We start from the raw sequence: 18,282 nt of genomic DNA, 5'->3' as shown, positions 1-18,282 counted from the left end.
CGGCAACCGCCGGGGCGCGCTTTCTCCGGCTCATCCTCCACCGTTTACGGAGTTGCCCTGATGGCCGTCGTTTCCAAAAAAATCCCCGCACCCGACAAAGTTCGCATCCGCACCGCGCTTCTGTCCGTCTCCGACAAGACCGACATTATCGAGCTTGCCGGCGCGCTGGTGAAGCTCGGCGTTAAGCTGCTGTCAACGGGCGGCACATCGAAGGCGATTGCCGACGCAGGTCTTCCGGTGACCGACGTCTCCGACATCACCAAGTTCCCGGAGATCATGGACGGCCGGGTGAAGACCCTGCATCCGAATGTGCATGGCGGGCTTCTTGCCATTCGTGACGATGCCGAACACCAAGAGGCGATGCGCGCTCACGGCATCGAAGTCATCGATCTTTCGGTCATCAATCTGTACCCGTTTGAAGAGGTTCGCGCCAAGGGTGGCGATTATCCGACCACGGTTGAGAATATCGACATTGGCGGCCCTGCCATGATCCGCGCTTCGGCCAAGAACCATGCCTATGTGACCGTGGTCACCGATCCCTCCGATTATCCGGAACTGCTGGAAGCCTTGCAGGCCGATGACGGCCAGACGTCTTATGCGCTGCGCCAGCGCTTTGCCGCCAAGGCCTATGCCCGTACCGCCGCTTACGACGCCGTCATCTCCAATTGGTTCGCAGAAGCTCTCGCAATCGAAACGCCGCATTACCGCGCTATCGGCGGGACGCTGAAGGAAAAGATGCGCTACGGTGAAAACCCGCATCAAAGTGCCGGTTTCTATCTAACGGGCGAGAAGCGCCCGGGTGTTGCGACGGCGACCCTGCTGCAAGGCAAGCAGCTTTCCTATAACAACATCAACGATACGGATGCGGCCTACGAGCTGGTGGCCGAGTTCCTGCCCGAGAATGCGCCAGCCGTCGCTATCATCAAGCATGCGAACCCCTGCGGTGTGGCAACGGGTCCGACACTGCTCGAAGCCTACAAGCGCGCGCTTGCCTGCGACCCCGTCTCGGCCTTTGGCGGCGTCATCGCCTTGAACCAGACACTGGACGCGGAAACGGCGGAAGAGATCATCCAACTCTTCACCGAGGTCATCATCGCGCCGGATGTCACGGAAGAGGCAAAGGCGATTGTCGCGCGCAAGCCGAACCTGCGTCTCCTCTCCGCCGGTGGTCTTCCTGATCCCCGAGCGGCTGGTATCACCGCCAAGACGGTATCGGGTGGCCTCCTCGTGCAGAGCCGCGACAATGGTATGGTCGAGGATCTGGATCTGAAGGTCGTCACCAAGCGTGCGCCGACTGAGCAGGAACTTGAGGACATGAAGTTCGCCTTCAAGATCGCCAAGCACGTCAAGTCGAATGCCGTGATCTATGCCAAGGACGGACAGACCGCCGGTATTGGTGCTGGCCAGATGAGCCGCGTGGACTCGGCACGCATCGCAGCGCAAAAGGCGGAAGATGCCGCCAAGGCCATGGGTCTTTCAGAGCCTCTAACAAAGGGTTCCGCCGTTGCGTCCGAAGCTTTCTATCCCTTTGCGGATGGTCTTCTCGCTGCAATTGCTGCTGGCGCCACGGCGGTGATCCAGCCGGGCGGCTCCATGCGCGACCAGGAAGTGATCGACGCAGCCGACGCTCATAATGTGGCGATGGTCTTCACCGGTATGCGCCACTTCCGCCACTGATTGGATCCTTATAAAGCAGAAGGCCCGGAGAGCGATCGCCGGGCCCTTTCCTATATCTGGTGTTTCACGTGAAGCATCAGGTCACAGCGCCGACCTGCCATGGCACAAACTCGTTGTCGCCGTAGTCATAGATTTCACTGACGGTCTGCTCGCCGGATGCGACGGCAATGATATGGTCGAAGATGCGCTGACCTGCCTCCTCGATCGTTTCCTTGCCGGTGACGATATCGCCGCAATTGATATCCATGTCCTCCTTCATGTGCTCATACATTTCGGAGTTCGTGGCGATCTTGATGCATGGCGCCGGTTTAAAGCCGGAGACGGAGCCGCGGCCCGTGGTGAAACAGATGACATTGCAGCCGCCCGCCACCTGGCCGGTGACCGCCACAGGATCGTAGCCTGGGGTATCCATAAAGACGAAGCCGGGTTCGGTGACCGTTTCGGCAAATTCGTAGACAGCCTTCAGCGGCATGGAGCCGCCCTTGGCGACGGCACCGAGCGATTTTTCCAGAATGGTGGTCAGGCCACCGAGCTTGTTGCCGTGAGAGGGGTTGTTGTTCAGCTCGTCGCCATTGCGGGCGGTGTAATCGCGCCACCAGTCGATGCGCTGCAACAGCTTCTCGGCAACAGCGGGTGTCACGGCACGGCGAGTCAAGAGGTGTTCTGCGCCGTAAATTTCCGGCGTTTCGGCCAGAACCGTGGTGCCGCCGTTGCGGACGATGAGGTCCGAAGCGTAGCCGAGAGCAGGGTTGGCGGAAATCCCCGAATATCCATCCGAACCACCGCATTCGAGCGCCAGCTTCAGTTTCGACAGCGGCTGTTCGGTGCGCTTTGCCGCATTGACGACCGGCAACATCTCCTTGATGTTGGCAATGGCCGCTTCAATGGTCTTTCGCGTCCCGCCATGCTGCTGGATCGTCATCGTCCGCAGCCGATCGCCCTCCTCCATCTTGTAGTGTTCGAGGATCGGCGCGATCTGGTTGGTCTCGCAGCCGAGGCCGATCAGCAGGATGCCACCAAAATTCGGATGGCGGGCATAGCCCTGGATGGTGCGGATCAGCAGTCGATAGCCTTCGGACTTGGTGTTCAGCGCACAGCCCGTTCCGTGGGTCAAAGCCACGACGCCATCAACATTGTCGAAACCGTCGAGACCACCTTCCTTGTTGAAGTAGTCGGCTATGTAACGCGATACGGTGGCCGAACAGTTCACCGAGGCGATGACGCCGATATAGTTGCGCGTGCCGGCACCGCCCGTTCCACGATCGTAGCCCATGAAGGTTCGACGTTCGGCTTCCGGCAGCATGCCTTTTTCTTCGATATCGACGCTGAACTGGTGGGAATGTTCAGATGGCACCATGGCAAGGTTGTGCAGGTGGACATGGCGTCCGGCCTCGATGTCCTGCGTGGCAACGCCAATCACCTGACCGTACTTGATCACTTCTTCGCCGGACCTGATCGGCTTCAGGGCCACTTTGTGACCGCGCCCGATCAGGTCGAGCGCCTTCAGATCGCCGCGCCCGATGTCCGCTTCTTTCGGAATGGGCCGTCGGGCAACCGCGACATTGTCTTTTGTGTTCAGTAGAATGGTAGCTTCGGTATTCTCAGTCACTCTTTTCCTCCTCCCGACAGATTGTCTGCCGAGGCATGTCTTGAATTACATATCGATCCAGCGTCGTCTTGAGCTTTCCAGGTGAATGCGCATGGCTGCCTGAGCCAATAGCGGGTCGCGACTTTCTAGCGCAGCCAGAATGGCCTCGTGTTCCTCCAGCGCAAAAGTCCACGTCCTACGGTCTTCGAACTTTACCCGCAATTGTGTCGAGATCGGGCTGTGCCTATCATCGAAGAGATCGCCAACCAAACGCGCCAGAATCGTGTTTCCTGATTGCTCGGCGATCGTGGCGTGAAACTTTCTGTCCTGATCCAGAGGCTTGCGACCTGCGTCGATCTCCTTCCTCATCTCATCGAGCGTTCCTCGCAGCGTCACGAGAGCAGCCTCATCGATGCGGCTGGCGGCGAGGACGATGGTCGCACCTTCCAGTGTTGAACGGGCTTGCATGAGTTCCGAAGGGCTGTCGCCAAGCGACCGTGTGCTCGCTTGGCGCGCGGCAGTCTCAGTCGATACATAGACGCCGGAGCCCATGCGAATTTCAACGCTGCCATCGATTTCAAGCGCGATCAGCGCTTCACGTAGAGACGGACGGGAAACGCCGAGTTTCTGGGCGAGGTCCCTCTCGGACGGTAGCCGTGTTCCAGCCTGAAACTCTCCACCATCGATCAGTTCGCGGATCTGATCCGCAACTTGTTGGTAAAGTCGCCTCGGTTCCAGGATTTTGGCCTGACCATTCATCTGCGGTCCACGGTTGTTCTGATAAATATTGAGATTTGGCCTTACCGTATCCCTTACAGAAGACATTGGCAAAGATATATTTTATCTTATTGAAAAGATTGTTCTTTATGAAAAATCGCGAGATTTTATTTCGCAGAGATTGCTATGCTGGGCAACAAAAAATCATAAATTGGCTTGACCATGAAAAAAATGCGGCCTAACCATTGCGCCCATTGAAGCGCTCTGCGGGAGAACGGAGCGGCTATTGGGAGGTAGCGGATGTCGCAGGGCGCATCGTCCATTTCGAGCCATGATGACACACGGCATGACGCGTTTCAGGCGTCCGGTATGCTTCTGCGTCTCGAGGACATCTGTAAGGAGTTCCCCGGCGTCAAGGCGTTGAGCGATGTGCGTTTCGACTTGCGCTCCGGTGAAGTTCACGCCGTCTGTGGCGAAAATGGCGCTGGCAAGTCCACGCTGATGAAGATCATCAGTGGCGTCTATCAACCGACCAGCGGCACGATCCTGCATAAGGGCCAGAAGGTCCAGTATGCCTCTCCGCTGGAATCGGAAGCCGCCGGCATTGCCATCATCCACCAGGAACTCAATCTCGTTCCGCATTTGAGCGTTGCCGAAAACATCTATCTTGCGCGCGAACCGAGAAAAGGCTTCCTGGTCGACCGCAAGAAACTGCGTGCTGACGCGAAACGCTGTCTCGATCGCCTCGGCGTGGATATCCATCCGGATACGCTGGTGCGCGGACTTTCCGTGGCGCAGTGCCAGATGGTGGAAATCGCCAAGGCGCTTTCGCTCGATGCCGAAGTGCTCATCATGGATGAGCCGACGTCGTCGCTGACCGAGCAGGAAACACGCCTGCTGTTCAAGGTCATCCGCGACCTGAAGGCCTCCGGTGTCGGTATCGTCTACATTTCCCACCGCCTGGACGAGATGGCCGAGATCGTCGATCGCGTCACCGTGCTTCGTGATGGACGCTATATCTCGACCGACGATTTCAAGTCGATCACCGTCGATGACATCGTTACCCGCATGGTTGGCCGCTCGCTGGAGGAAAAATTCCCCGAGCGCACGTCCAAGCCAACGGAAGAGATCATCTTCTCCGTCAAGGGTCTGACGCGTGCAGGCGTGTTCCAGGATGTCAACTTCGAATTGCGCCGTGGCGAAATCCTGGGATTCGCCGGTCTTATGGGCGCCGGTCGCACCGAAGTTGCCCGTGCCATTTTCGGCGCGGATGCTTTCGATGCGGGCACGATCACTTTCGAGGGCCGTGAGCTGACGATCAAGTCGCCGCAGGACGCTATCGAGCAGGGAATTGCCTACCTCTCCGAAGACCGCAAGAGCGATGGCCTGGCGATCAAGATGTCGGTGGCTGCCAATACCTCGCTTGCCAATATGGACGAGGTCTCCAACCGCTTCGGCCTCATCGATTTCAAGAAGCACGACGAGGTCGCAAAGCATTATGTCGATCTCTTGAATGTTCGCACACCCTCGATCAAGCAGACGGTTCGCCTTCTGTCGGGCGGCAACCAGCAGAAGATCATCATCGGCAAGTGGCTGTTCCGCCAGTCGCGCATCCTGTTTTTCGATGAGCCCACCCGCGGTATCGATGTCGGTGCAAAGTTCGCGATCTACAAGATCATGGATGAGCTTGCTGCCCGCGGCATCGGCGTCATCCTCATCAGCTCGGAACTGCCCGAAGTGTTGGGCCTGACGGATCGTATCGCGGTGTTCCACGAAGGAACCATTACCGGTGTGCTGGAAACGGCCAAGACCAATCAAGAAGAAATCATGCGCTATGCCTCCGGCTATAGCCGCAAGGCGCAATGAGGTAAGACATGTCGAAATCCCCAGAACCCGTTAAGACCCCTTCGCTCAGCGACAGACAGAAGGACATCATCCAGAAGTTTGCCGCCCTCGGCAGCCTCGTGGTGCTGGCCATCGTGTTTTCGGCCACCAGCAGTGCCTTCTTCAGCGTCAATAATGCCATGACGATTGCGCTGCAGGTCACGTCGATTGCGCTTTTGGGTATTGGCGCGACCTGCGTCATCATCACCGGCGGCATCGACCTGTCCGTTGGTTCGGTTCTGGCGCTAGCCGGTGTGGTCGCAGCACTTGCGGTGAAGGAAATTGGCATGCCGGTTCCGGTTGGTATGTTCCTTGGTATCCTGACGGGCTCGCTCTGCGGTCTGATCAACGGTTTTCTCGTCACGCGTTTCAAGTTGCCACCTTTCATAGCAACACTCGGGATGATGTTGATTGCGCGTGGCGTTGCGCTGCAGATCACCGGTGCTCGGGCGGTCTCGGGTCTTGGCGAATCCTTTGGCGAACTTGGCAACGGCGCCCTCTTCCGCATCGTCAATATCGGTGATGACGGGTTCCCGAACGTGGTTTTCCCGGGCATTCCCTACCCCGTCATCCTGATGGTCGTCATTGCCCTTGCCGTGGCTTTCATGCTGAACCGTTCGGTTCTCGGACGCCACATCTACGCGGTCGGCTCCAATGCCGAGGCGGCTCGCCTCTCTGGCGTCAATGTCGCCCGCGTCACCAACTTCACCTACGTTCTTTCCGGCACACTTGCCGGTCTGACGGGCTGCGTATTGATGTCGCGCCTCGTCACCGCACAGCCGAACGAAGGTGTCATGTACGAGCTTGATGCCATCGCCAGCGCCGTTATCGGCGGAACCTCGCTGATTGGCGGCGTCGGAACGATTTCAGGGACAGCCATCGGTGCATTCGTCATCGGCATCCTGCGCAACGGTCTCAACATGAACGGGGTCTCTGCCTTTACGCAGCAGATCATCATCGGCCTCGTCATCTTGATGACAGTCTGGATCGACCAGTTGCGCAATCGCCGCTGATTGCACTGCAAGGCTTCTGAAAAGGGTGCGGACCCTATCCGCGGGACAGCCGGTGTTGAGAAGAGGAGCTCTCCCTTCACCGGTACAAATGGAGGAAGACATGAAGAAACTGACCACTGTTCTTTTGACATCCGTGATCGCGCTCTGGAGCGTTTCCGCGGTTCAGGCCGGCGAAATCGCCGTCATCGTCAAGACCGTCAACTCGACATTCTGGCAGAACGTCCAGAAAGGCGCTGACGCTGCGATGAAGAACATCAAGGGCGAAACGATGACCTTCCAGGGTCCGGCGTCCGAATCCGCCATCGCTGACCAAGTGAACATGGTTGAAAACGCGGTCAACCGTAAGGTCGACGGCATCGTGCTTGCACCGTCCGATCCGGACGCTCTTCTGCCTGCCGTCAAGAAGGCCTGGGAAGCGCGTATCCCCGTCGTTCTGATCGACTCGCAGCTGGCCAAGGGTGGCGAGCAGTATTACCAGTCCTTCCTGGCGACCGACAACAAGAAGGCCGGTGAACTGGCCGCCGAAGAAATGATCAAGAAAGTCGGCACGGAAGGCAAGATCGCTGTCATGTCTTATGTTGCCGGTGCCGGTTCTGAAATCGGTCGCGTCGGTGGCTTCATCGACTACATCAAGGCTCATTCGAAGCTTCAGATCGTTGGACCTTACTACTCGCAGTCCCAGATGGCGACCGCTTTGAACCAGACGACCGACGTTCTGGCCGCCAACCCTGATCTGAAGGGCATCTTCGGCGCCAACGAGCCGACCGCAATCGGTGTTGGCCGCGCACTCGCTCAGTCCGGCAAGGCTGGCAAGGTTGTCGCCATCGGCTTCGACGGCAACGAAGATCTTCAGAATTTCGTCAAGGACGGCACGCTGTCTGCGATCGTGGTACAGGGTTCCTACCAGATGGGCGAAAAGGGCGTTGAAACCGTCGAAAAGCTCATCAAGAAGGAAAAGGTCGAGAAGTTCGTCGATACCGGTGTCGTCGTCGTCACCAAGGAAAACATCGACAAGCCGGAAGCCAAGAACGTTCTGTACTAAAATCCTCCTGCGTCACGCCTGAGTCGGCCTTGGGCGTGACGAAATTCCATACGAGACGTGCAAAGCAGATGGTCGCATGTCGTGCGGCCATCGCCACCAGATGAAAAATGTGAAAGTGCCCGCCATGAAGGTCTCCGATACACGCAAATTGCCGCATAGAGATGTCGAAGTGACCCTCATGGGCCTCGGCTGTGCGCAGATGGGCAACCTCTATCGCATCACGCCTTATGAAGAATCCAAGGGCGCTTTCGATAAGGCCTGGGACAGCGGCATGCGTTACTTCGATACCGCGCCCTTCTATGGCTACACCCGCTCCGAGCGTCGTCTCGGCACGATGGTGACCGAGCATGACCGCAGCGAATATACGCTGAGCACTAAGGTCGGCCGGGTCATGGTGCCGGATGAAACCGTCGGACCGGAAGAAGATACCTATGTCGCGCCGCTGCCGTTCCGGCCGGTCTACGACTATTCCTACGACGCTATCATGCGCTCCTTCGAGGCAAGCCAGCAGCGGCTCGGCGTTCTCAAGCCCGACATTCTCTATATCCACGACATCGGCCCTTACACCCATGGCGCACAAGCACCAGCACTATTGGGATCAGCTGACGACGGGTGGTGGCTTCAAGGCGCTCGGCAAGCTGCGCGACGAAGGCTCCACGAAGGCAGTCGGTCTCGGCGTCAACGAGTGGGAGGTGGTGCGTGACGCCATGGAGGTATTCGATATCGACGCCGCCATGCTCGCCGGGCGTTATACGCTTCTGGAACAGCAGAGCCTGAACTTCATGAATGCCTGCGCTGAAAAGGGCGTTGGCATCGTGATTGCCGGTGCCTTCAACTCCGGCATTCTGGCGGGCAATCGCAAGTTCAACTACAAGGATGCGCCCGCAGAGCTTCTGGCACGAGTGGATGCTCTGCATGATGTCTGCGAGGAGATGGGTGTCTCGCTTCAGGCGGCTGCGCTGCAATTCCCGCTGGCACATCCCGCCTCGGTTACGGTCGTTTCCGGCGCACGCAATGCGGAGCAGCTGACTTCCAACATCGCGTGGTTCGAGCAGGAGATTCCCGACGCGTTCTGGGCCGAGTTGCACCGTCGCGGTCTGATCGCCGAAGGTTCACCCGTTCCAGGGGCAAAGGGCTGACGCCATGCTTATCGATGCCCATCAGCATTTCTGGCTGCTGAAAGACCGGCAGGGTCAATGGCCGCCGGCTTCGCTTGAGGCGATCTATCGGGATTTTCTGCCCAAAGATCTCCAGCCCTTGCTGGAAAAGGCTGGTGTTTCCGGGACCGTGCTGGTGCAGACGATGGAACAAGCTGCCGACACGGATTTCATGCTGGCGCTTGCCGATGACAACAGCTTCATCAAGGGCGTCGTCGGTTGGGTGGACATGAAGGGAGCGGATGCGCCGCAGGACATCGCCCGGCTTGCCTCCCATCGCGCCCTGAAAGGCGTGCGCCCGATGTTGCAGGATATTACCGACGTGCAATGGATCGACGATCCGGCACTCGATCCTGCAGTCGAAGCGCTGGTGGAAAATGGCCTCGTTTTCGATGCGCTGGTTCTGCCGCCGCATCTGCCCTATCTGCTGCGTTTTGCCAGCCGTCACCCGGCATTGAAGATCGTCATCGATCATGGCGCAAAGCCTAAGATTGCGACAGGTCATTATGTGGATTGGCGGAGCGACATGGCCGCTCTCGCCGCCCTGCCCAACGTTCACTGCAAGCTCTCCGGTCTTCTGGTGGAGCGCGGAGATCAGAAGCCGGAAGCGGTCCGGCCCTATGCTGAAACGATCCTGGAGCTCTTCGGCCCGGAAAAGGTGATTTTCGGTAGCGACTGGCCGGTGATCCGCCTTGCTGGCGACTATCAAGGCTGGTTGGACTTTTGCCGGGATGTGGTTCCGCAAGAGCACCACTCCAAGGTTTTCGGCGGAAACGCCATAGATTTTTATTCTCTTTCGGACAGGTGATTCATGCTGGCGATCTTTTGCGACAAACCCGGTCTCCTCGTTTCCAAGGAACTGCCAAAGCCGTCTCGAGCGGAGAATGAAGTTCTGGTCCGTATTCGCCGCATCGGTGTCTGCGGCACGGATTTGCACATCTTCACCGGCAACCAGCCCTACCTCTCCTATCCGCGGATCATGGGCCATGAATTGTCCGGTACGGTCGAGGAAGCGCCGCAGGGCAGCAGTCTTTCAGCCGGCGATATCGTCACGATCATTCCCTACATATCCTGCGGCCATTGCAGTGCCTGCCTGAAGGGCAAGAGCAATTGCTGCCGCAATATCGGCGTGCTCGGCGTTCATCGCGATGGTGGCATGGTGGAGTATCTGAGCGTGCCGCAGCAGTTTGTGTTGAAGGCAGAAGGTCTCTCCCTCGATCAGGCCGCGATGACGGAGTTCCTTGCGATCGGTGCGCATGCGGTGCGTCGCGGTGCGGTCGAGAAGGACCAGCATGTGCTGATCGTCGGTGCCGGTCCGATCGGTATGGCCGTTGCTGTCTTTGCCGTGATGAATGGTGCGACGGTGACGATGATCGACAGCCGCGAAGACCGGCTGTCCTTCTGCCGTGATCATCTCGGCGTCGCCAATATCGTGCAGCTTGGCGAAGGCGACAAGGATCGTTTGAACGATATCACCGAAGGCAACTTCTTTGATGTCGTCTTTGACGCCACCGGCAATCCGAAGGCCATGGAGCGAGGCTTCTCCTTCGTTGGCCATGGCGGTGCTTATGTTCTCGTTTCCATCGTCGCCAGCGATATCAGCTTCAACGATCCTGAATTCCACAAGCGCGAGACGACATTGCTCGGCAGCCGCAACGCAACGCCGGAAGATTTCGAGCGGGTGCTGCAAGCCCTGCGTGCCGGTCGTGTGCCGGAAGCGCTGATCACTCACCGCATGACGCTTGCAGAGGTACCCGCCAACTTTGCCAGTCTGACCGACCCGCGCGCCGGCGTCATCAAAGGCATGGTGGAAGTGGCCTGAAATGCCGACGAGCCTCCCTCATTCAATGACCCCTGACCGCGAGTAAACGGCCATGACCAAGATTACCGACCTGCGCGTTTTCGATCTGCGCTTCCCCACCTCACAGAGCCTCGATGGCTCGGATGCGATGAATCCAGATCCGGATTACTCTGCGGCCTACGTCATTCTCGATACCGATGAGCCTTCGCTGAAGGGTCATGGACTGACCTTCACCATCGGCCGCGGCAACGATATCTGCTGCATGGCGATCAAGGCGATGCGGCATCTGGTGGTTGGAACCGATCTCGCCACCGTCATCGAGAATCCCGGCAAATATTGGCGCCACCTGACGAGCGACAGCCAGCTGCGCTGGATCGGTCCCGACAAGGGCGCCATGCACCTTGCCACCGGTGCCGTCGTCAACGCCGTATGGGATCTGCTCGCCAAGCAGGCTGGCAAGCCTGTCTGGCAGTTCGTGGCCGATATGAGCGCTGAAGAGATCGCCGATATCGTCGACTATCGCTACCTGACCGACGTTCTGACGCGCGAGGATGCGCTCGCCATCCTGAGGAAGGCGGAAGCCGGCAAGAAGGAGCGCGTCGATATCCTCAAGTCAGAGGGCTACGCCTGCTACACCACTTCGGCCGGTTGGCTCGGTTATAGCGACGAAAAGCTTCGTCGCCTTTGCCACGAAGCAATCGATGCCGGCTTCAACCACGTGAAGATGAAGGTCGGCCGCGATCTGGAGGACGATATTCGTCGCCTGACCATTGCGCGTGAGGTCATCGGTCCAGATCGCTATCTGATGATCGATGCCAATCAGGTCTGGGAAGTTGATCAAGCCATCGAGTGGGTCAACAAGCTCGCCTTCTGCAAGCCCTTCTTCATCGAAGAGCCGACGAGCCCGGACGATGTTGCCGGTCACCGCAAGATCCGCCAAGCCATTGGTTCGGTCAAGGTCGCGACCGGTGAAATGTGCCAGAACCGCATCATGTTCAAGCAGTTCATCGCCGAAGGCGCGATCGACGTCGTGCAGATCGACAGCTGCCGCATGGGCGGTCTGAACGAGGTTCTCGCTGTGCTGCTGATCGCCGCAAAATACAATCTGCCCGTTTGGCCGCACGCGGGTGGCGTGGGTCTGTGCGAATATGTTCAGCATCTGTCGATGATCGATTATCTGGTCGTGTCCGGTACCAAGGAAGGCCGCGTGATCGAGTATGTCGATCATTTGCATGAGCACTTCTTCGAACCATGCGACATCCAGAACGCCGCTTACATGCCGCCGAAGATGGCGGGCTTCTCCATCGAAATGAAGCCGGAGTCCATTGAGGCTTATACCTTCAAGGGCTGAGGTTTCGAGTTCTCCTCCCGGACCTTTTTATGCTCGGGCTTGTCCCGAGCATTTTTTTGTCAGCGGAGATAGGAGCGATCTAAAGCTCTGAAAGAGCAGCTTCAAGCCTCACCCATTCTGTTTCTGTGCCGGGAAGACCGAAGCGCATATCGTTCGGACGCTCATCGAAGACGCGAACAAGAATGCCGCGATTGGCAAGCTGGGCGAATAGTGCGGCTGCCCGTGCATCACGCACGAGACGAAAAAGGCTGGTGCCGCCCACGATGGTGAGACCTGCGCTCGTCAACATTGCATCGAGACGCGCAACGTCTGTCCTTAGCCGGAGTCGCATGGCGTCACGCCAGCCATTGTCCGCCAGCGCTTCCGCCGCTACATGCAGCGCCGGGCCTGAGACGGCCCACGGCCCCAGACGCTGCTCCAGCCGTATGGCAATCTCCGGATGCGCAACGGCAAAGCCGAGACGGAGCCCCGCCATTCCGTAGAATTTTCCAAAGGATCGCAGGACGATCAGCCCATCGATCTCAGTGGCGTCGGCCAAGCTTGCACCATAGCCGGTTTCGATAAAGGCCTCGTCAATCACCAGCAGGCCGCCTTTGCGGCTCATCTCGGAGGCAAGAGCTGAGAGTTCGCTCCGCCCCATGACCCGACCATCCGGGTTGTTCGGATTGATGACGACGGCGTAGTCGAAATCGGAGAGGTTCGAGAAATTGGACACCTCTGCAACGTCGAGGCCTGCCATTCGCGCCGTTCTGGCATGTTCCGCGTAAGCGGGTGTGAGAACCGCGGCTCGTTTTGCACCTCGTTGCAGGGCGAGTTCTGCCAGCAATGGCATCAACATCTGCGTTCCAGGTGCAGCGACAATATGCGCCGCAGAGGGCGCGCCGAAGGCTGCGGCGGCGACTTCCTTCAAGTGGTTCAAGGCAGAAGGCTCGGGCAGGCGGGCAAAGGCGCTGGCAGGAACGGGAGAATGCGGATAGGAATGCGGATTGATCCCCGTGGAAAGATCGATCCAGGGTTCTGGTGCCAGCGGAAAAGACGCCCGCGCCCGCCCCAGATCGCCACCATGACGGATCGCAGCCTGCATAGTCACCGGTCCCGTATCGCCCATGTTCTTTGCTCTCGCTTTCCTGTCGCTTCTGATCGAACGCCTTGTCGGCTATCCCGACTGGCTGTTTCGCCGCATCGGTCATCCGGTCACATGGATCGGTTCGCTTATCGCGCTGCTCGACAGAAAATGGAACCGGGAACAGGGATCATTTTCCAATCGTGAAGCCAAAGGCGTGTTGGCGCTTGTAGTGCTTCTCGGCGTCACCGTCTCCATCTCGCTCGCCTTGCAGAATGTCCTTCTGGTTCTTCCGCTGGGCTTGTTGCTGGTCGCCGTCGTCGGTGCTTCGCTTCCGGCACAAAAAAGCCTGGAGCAACATGTCGAGGCGGTGGCCACCGCGCTGGAAAGCGAAGGCCTCGAAGGCGGCAGAAGAGCCGTGTCGATGATCGTTGGCCGCGATCCCGATCAACTGGATGAGGCGGCGGTGTGCCGGGCGGCCATCGAAAGCCTGGCGGAGAATTTTTCCGATGGCATTGTGGCGCCATCATTATGGCTCGGTCTGCTCGGGCTACCGGGCGGCGCTGGCTATAAAGCCATCAATACGGCTGACAGCATGATCGGTCACCGCACGCCGCGCCACGAGGCTTTTGGTTGGGCATCGGCTCGAGTAGACGATCTGGTGAATCTTCCCGCCTCGCGCCTGACGGCTGTTTTGTTCATCGTCGCTGCCGTCTTCGTCAAAGGCGCATCACCGCAAGGCGCCCTGCGTGCAGTCGCGCGCGATGCGAAGCATCACCGGTCTCCCAATGCCGGCTGGCCGGAATCGGCGCTGGCTGGTGCGCTTGGTTTTGCACTTGCGGGACCACGATCCTACGGCGGACAGATGATCCAGGCGCGCTTCATGGGCGAAGGCGGACGGCGGGATCTGACGGCAACCGATATTCGCCAGGCGCTGAAACTCGCGTGGATCGCCGACAGTCTGTTGATCGGGCTCTTCGGCCTTCTGGCGTTGGTTACCGTGCTATAGACAACAGTGCGTCGAGATCGAGGTGGCGCTCCATATGGTCCGCCAACCGATCCAGAACGGCATCCACCTGCGCTTCGTAATTCAGGGCAGACGATTGCCCGCCAAGCCTCTGCAGCCAGGCGCTGCGCTGTCCGTCATCAGCAAACAGCCCATGGACATAGGTGCCGAAAACGCGGCCGTCCGCTGAGATTGCACCATCGACGTGATTGCCGATCGTGGCAAAGGGACGATTGCAGTCGTCGCCTTTCGTGACGCCCACATGCATTTCGTAGCCGGAGAAGGCTTTACCATCGAAGCTGCGCCCCTCTACCGAGACCAGCCTTTTGTCTCCCGTCAGCACCGTCTCGACATTGAGCAGCCCAAGACCTTCGACGGTGGAAGGCGGACCTTCCATGCCGTCCGGATCCGATAAGACACGTCCCAGCATCTGATAGCCGCCACAGAGACCAAGCACAAAGCCGCCACGGCGAAGATGCGCCTTGATGTCGATATCGAAACCAGCCTGTTTCAAGACGTCCAGATCGGCAATCGTGGATTTCGATCCGCAGAGCAGGATGAGGGCGCAATCGCCGGGAATGGCGGCTCCAGGGCGCACGCGCACCAGTTCGACATCCGGCTCCATATCGAGCGGATCGAGATCGTCGAAGTTCGAGATATGCGGCAGGATTGGCACGGCAATGCGGATTTTCGCACCGGGCTTTGATTGGCTTGCGCCGGTTAAGCCGAGCGCGTCCTCGGCGGGCAAGCGCGATGCCTCGGCGAAATGCGGGAGGAGGCCGATGGAGCTCCAGCCAGTATGCTCGGCAATAACGCGCATGCCTTCATCGAAGAGCGAAGGGTCGCCGCGAAAACGGTTGACGATGAATCCCTCAATCATCGAGGCGTCGTCCGCATCCACCACTGTCTTCGTGCCGACGAGGCTGGCAATGACCCCTCCCCGGTCGATATCGCCGATCAGGATCACGGGGACATCGGCTGCCCGGGCAAAGCCCATATTGGCAATGTCGTTGGCGCGCAGATTGACTTCCGAAGCGCTGCCGGCACCTTCCACGAGGACCAGATCGGCGCGGGCTTTCAGATGCTCGAAGCTTTCGAGCACCCGGGGCATCAGCCCGGCCTTCATCTGTTGATAGTCGGCTGCTTTCGCATTGCCGAGAATTTTTCCCTGAACCACGACCTGCGCACCCGTTTCGCTCTGGGGTTTCAACAGAACCGGGTTCATGTGCACTGACAGCGGCACGCCAGCGGCGCGCGCCTGCAAAGCTTGCGCCCTGCCGATCTCGCCGCCATCTGCCGTCACCGCCGCGTTGTTAGACATGTTCTGCGGCTTGAAGGGCAAAACCGAAAGTCCGCGCTGGGTAAAGGCGCGCGCCAGACCTGCCACCATCAGCGACTTGCCGACATCCGAGCCGGTTCCCTGAAACATGATGGATCTGGCGGCCATGGATCAGTACTCGATGCCGGATTGGGCTTTGACGCCTGCCTTGAAGTGGTGCTTCACCAGCGTCATCTCCGTCACCATGTCAGCTGCCTCGATGAGCGGTGGCTTGGCGTTACGCCCGGTAACGATGATGTGGAGATCAGGGCGGCGGTTCTGCAAGGTGGCGACGACCTCCGTCAGATCGAGATAGTCGTAGCGAAGCGCGATGTTCAGCTCGTCCAAGACCAGAAGTCCGATCGTTTCGTCGGCCATCAGCATTTTGGCTTCGTCCCAGGCTTTCGTGGCTGCCGCGACGTCGCGCTTCAGATCCTGCGTGTCCCACGTGAAACCTTCGCCCATGGTGCGCCATTCCACCCGGTCGCCGAAAATGGTCAGCGCCTGCTGCTCGCCGGTCGACCACGCACCCTTGATGAACTGAACGATGCCGACGCGTCTTCCCGTGCCGAGCATTCGAAGCGCAAGCCCGAACGCGGCCGTCGACTTGCCCTTGCCGGGACCGGTATTGACCATCAGCAGACCCTTCTCGATGGTCTTTTCGGCGACTTCGGCATCCTGCACGCTCTTGCGGTTCACCATCTTTTCGCGGTGGCGGGCGGCCTCGCTGTCGCTGATCTCGCGTGTCATGATGTCCCACGTCCTTCCGAGCCGTTTTTAGAAGCGGCGACTATAGTCAAAACGCCCTCCTCCGCAATGGAGCCGATGAGCCGCGTGCCAACGCCTGCATTGACCAAGCCGCGGCTTGCCCGTAAAGGTAAGGCACTGACGGTCTTTTTCCGGCAACGGGAAAAGCTAAGAGGGAACACGGTTCCGCCCACTTCTCGGGTCAATCCGTGGCTGCCCCCGCAACTGTAAGCGGCGAGCCCACACCGTAAAGCCACTGGATTTCGATCCGGGAAGGCGGTGCAAGGGCGCTCGTTCAAGCCGCAAGCCAGGAGACCTGCCGTTTCAGAACAAAACGTCTGCCGGGCGGGGTGCTCCGGTCAGTCGGTCTCGCCGAGTTTCGGTTTGCGCTGTCTCGCATTCCGTCTTCGGTATCCGCACCCCTTGCATGTTTGAATGGCGGAAGCGGATACGGTTTGGATATCACCTCAACATCGTCACGGACTGAAGGATCAACCGACACGCGCGAAGCGTCCGGCCTGGTCGTTTATGTCTGTCGCAGCTGCCGCGACGAGGCGGAGCCAAATGCGGAGCCCCGTCCTGGTGCGCTTCTCGCGCAAGCGGCGATCGCGCTTGGCGCCGAGGTAAATGTCGAGGTGCACAGCGTCAATTGCCTCGCCAATTGCAAGCGTGGTGCCAGCGCCGCAATGCGCACAGCCGACGGCTGGTCCTATGTGTTTGGCGGGCTGACGCCTGAAAACGCCGAGGATCTCATCACCGGTGCGCGCCTGCTTTCCACGTCCACCGATGGCCTGATGCCCTGGCGCGGCCGTCCCGATAGTTTGAAGCGCGGCATGGTCGCGCGTATTCCCCCTTTGAATTTCGTCGAGGAGACATCATGACCACGCTAGAGCGCGTTCCCTGCACCATCGTCACCGGCTTTCTGGGCGCCGGCAAAACCACGCTGCTGCGCGGCCTTCTCGAAAAGCTCGATGGCAAGCGATTGGCGATCATCGTCAACGAGTTCGGCGATGTCGGCATCGATGGCGAAATCCTCAAAGGCTGCGGCATCGAAAGCTGCCCGGAGGAAAATATCGTCGAGCTTGCCAATGGCTGCATCTGCTGCACGGTCGCTGACGACTTTCAGCCGGCCATCGAACAGATCCTCAGCCGCCAGCCCAAGGTCGAACATATCCTGATCGAAACCTCGGGCCTCGCACTACCAAAGCCGCTTGTGCAGGCCTTCCAGTGGCCGGCAATCAAAAGCCGCGTGACCGTCGACGCCGTCGTTGCGGTGGCCGATGGTGCGGCCTTGGCGGAAGGCATGGTGTCGCATGACATGGATGCGCTCGCCGCCCAGCGCGCCAATGACGAAGCGCTCGATCATGACGATCCGGTCGAAGAAGTCTTCGAAGACCAGATCGCCTGCGCCGATCTGATCGTGCTGACCAAGGGCGATCTTCTCGATGCGAATGGTCTGGAACGCGCCAAGGCGCATATCGGCGAGCATCTGCCAAAGGCTGCGAAGATCGTCGTCGCATCCCATGGCCAGATCGATCCTGCGGTTCTCATCGGTCTCGGGCTTGCGGTCGAGAACGATATCGAAAACCGCCATACCCACCATGACGAGGAGGAAGACCACGATCATGACGAGTTCGATAGCTTCGTCGTCGAGCTTGGCGCGGTATCCGATCCTGAGTCGCTGGCGGAGCGTATCGCTCTAACCGCGGCCTCCGAGAATGTGTTGCGCATCAAAGGTTTCGTCGAAGTCTCGGCCAAGCCGATGCGTTTGCAGGTTCAGGCGGTCGGCTCGCGCGTGAACCACTATTTCGATCGCCCTTGGGCTGCGGGCGAAGTGCGGCGTTCTGCGCTGGTGGTAATTGGCGAAAAGGGCCTCAACCGCGAGAAGATCGAACAGATGCTGGCTGCCTGACGCATC

General features: G+C 59.1%; 15 protein-coding genes, 1 pseudogene and 1 riboswitch. Of the genes and pseudogenes, 11 read left to right on the top strand and 5 right to left on the bottom strand.

Annotation, left to right across the window (positions count from 1 at the left end):
- Nucleotides 1-60 precede the first annotated feature (60 nt).
- The gene (gene purH / locus QE435_RS13775; protein ID WP_349041720.1) at nt 61-1,677 is read left to right on the top strand and encodes a bifunctional phosphoribosylaminoimidazolecarboxamide formyltransferase/IMP cyclohydrolase; all 1,617 of its coding nucleotides are present in this window, start codon (nt 61-63) and stop codon (nt 1,675-1,677) included.
- 76 nt (nt 1,678-1,753) lie between these two features.
- On the opposite strand, the gene QE435_RS13770 is transcribed toward purH, so the two are convergent.
- A complete protein-coding gene (locus QE435_RS13770) occupies nt 1,754-3,286 on the bottom strand; it encodes an altronate dehydratase family protein (protein ID WP_349041719.1) in 1,533 nt (510 codons plus the stop codon).
- A gap of 45 nt (nt 3,287-3,331) precedes the next feature.
- The gene (locus QE435_RS13765; protein ID WP_306934679.1) at nt 3,332-4,024 is read right to left on the bottom strand and encodes a FadR/GntR family transcriptional regulator; all 693 of its coding nucleotides are present in this window, start codon (nt 4,022-4,024) and stop codon (nt 3,332-3,334) included.
- Between the two features lie 327 nt (nt 4,025-4,351).
- Between QE435_RS13765 and QE435_RS13760 the strand changes: the two genes are divergently transcribed.
- The 7 genes and pseudogenes from QE435_RS13760 (at nt 4,352) to QE435_RS13730 (ending at nt 12,230) form a co-directional block, all read left to right on the top strand.
- Nucleotides 4,352-5,848: a sugar ABC transporter ATP-binding protein gene (locus tag QE435_RS13760; protein WP_349042860.1), complete on the top strand. Its 1,497-nt coding sequence runs from the start codon at nt 4,352-4,354 to the stop codon at nt 5,846-5,848.
- Nucleotides 5,849-5,856: 8 nt separating this feature from the next.
- Nucleotides 5,857-6,879 carry an ABC transporter permease gene (locus tag QE435_RS13755; protein WP_349041718.1) on the top strand — a complete coding sequence of 341 codons (1,023 nt, stop codon included), beginning with the start codon at nt 5,857-5,859 and terminating at the stop codon, nt 6,877-6,879.
- 100 nt (nt 6,880-6,979) lie between these two features.
- Entirely contained in the window at nt 6,980-7,921 is a 942-nt protein-coding gene (locus QE435_RS13750; protein WP_306934677.1) for an ABC transporter substrate-binding protein, read from the top strand.
- A gap of 124 nt (nt 7,922-8,045) precedes the next feature.
- Nucleotides 8,046-9,060: pseudogene (locus QE435_RS13745) on the top strand (aldo/keto reductase).
- Between the two features lie 4 nt (nt 9,061-9,064).
- Entirely contained in the window at nt 9,065-9,886 is an 822-nt protein-coding gene (locus QE435_RS13740) for an amidohydrolase (RefSeq protein WP_349041717.1), read from the top strand.
- 3 nt (nt 9,887-9,889) lie between these two features.
- Nucleotides 9,890-10,900 (top strand): zinc-binding alcohol dehydrogenase family protein, encoded by a 1,011-nt coding sequence (locus QE435_RS13735; RefSeq protein WP_349041716.1) that lies wholly within the window; start codon nt 9,890-9,892, stop codon nt 10,898-10,900.
- Nucleotides 10,901-10,952: 52 nt separating this feature from the next.
- A complete protein-coding gene (locus tag QE435_RS13730) occupies nt 10,953-12,230 on the top strand; it encodes an L-fuconate dehydratase (RefSeq protein ID WP_349041715.1) in 1,278 nt (425 codons plus the stop codon).
- 79 nt (nt 12,231-12,309) lie between these two features.
- On the opposite strand, the gene cobD is transcribed toward QE435_RS13730, so the two are convergent.
- Nucleotides 12,310-13,338 (bottom strand): threonine-phosphate decarboxylase CobD, encoded by a 1,029-nt coding sequence (gene cobD / locus QE435_RS13725; RefSeq protein WP_349041714.1) that lies wholly within the window; start codon nt 13,336-13,338, stop codon nt 12,310-12,312.
- Here cobD and cbiB point away from each other — a divergent pair.
- Nucleotides 13,337-14,302 carry an adenosylcobinamide-phosphate synthase CbiB gene (cbiB, locus tag QE435_RS13720; protein WP_349041713.1) on the top strand — a complete coding sequence of 322 codons (966 nt, stop codon included), beginning with the start codon at nt 13,337-13,339 and terminating at the stop codon, nt 14,300-14,302. The genes cobD and cbiB overlap by 2 nt on opposite strands.
- Here the strand turns inward: cbiB and QE435_RS13715 are convergent.
- Together QE435_RS13715 and cobO are read right to left on the bottom strand one after the other, a co-directional pair.
- Nucleotides 14,289-15,746 (bottom strand): cobyric acid synthase, encoded by a 1,458-nt coding sequence (locus tag QE435_RS13715; protein ID WP_349041712.1) that lies wholly within the window; start codon nt 15,744-15,746, stop codon nt 14,289-14,291. The genes cbiB and QE435_RS13715 overlap by 14 nt on opposite strands.
- A 3-nt stretch (nt 15,747-15,749) precedes the next feature.
- A complete protein-coding gene (cobO, locus tag QE435_RS13710) occupies nt 15,750-16,367 on the bottom strand; it encodes a cob(I)yrinic acid a,c-diamide adenosyltransferase (protein WP_349041711.1) in 618 nt (205 codons plus the stop codon).
- Nucleotides 16,368-16,489: 122 nt separating this feature from the next.
- Nucleotides 16,490-16,703, top strand: a riboswitch (cobalamin riboswitch).
- A 116-nt stretch (nt 16,704-16,819) separates the two neighbouring features.
- On the opposite strand from cobO, the gene QE435_RS13705 reads away from it, so the two are divergent.
- Together QE435_RS13705 and cobW are read left to right on the top strand one after the other, a co-directional pair.
- Nucleotides 16,820-17,245 carry a DUF1636 family protein gene (locus tag QE435_RS13705; protein WP_349041710.1) on the top strand — a complete coding sequence of 142 codons (426 nt, stop codon included), beginning with the start codon at nt 16,820-16,822 and terminating at the stop codon, nt 17,243-17,245.
- Complete coding sequence (gene cobW / locus QE435_RS13700; protein WP_349042859.1) at nt 17,239-18,276, top strand: cobalamin biosynthesis protein CobW; 1,038 nt, start codon at nt 17,239-17,241, stop codon at nt 18,274-18,276. The genes QE435_RS13705 and cobW overlap by 7 nt, the downstream gene beginning before the upstream one ends.
- The last annotated feature ends 6 nt before the right edge of the window (nt 18,277-18,282 follow it).

Source organism: Agrobacterium sp. SORGH_AS 787 (assembly GCF_030819035.1).
Classification (GTDB): Bacteria; Pseudomonadota; Alphaproteobacteria; order Rhizobiales; family Rhizobiaceae; genus Agrobacterium; species Agrobacterium larrymoorei_B.
This window is presented reverse-complemented; position numbering and strand designations above follow the sequence as displayed.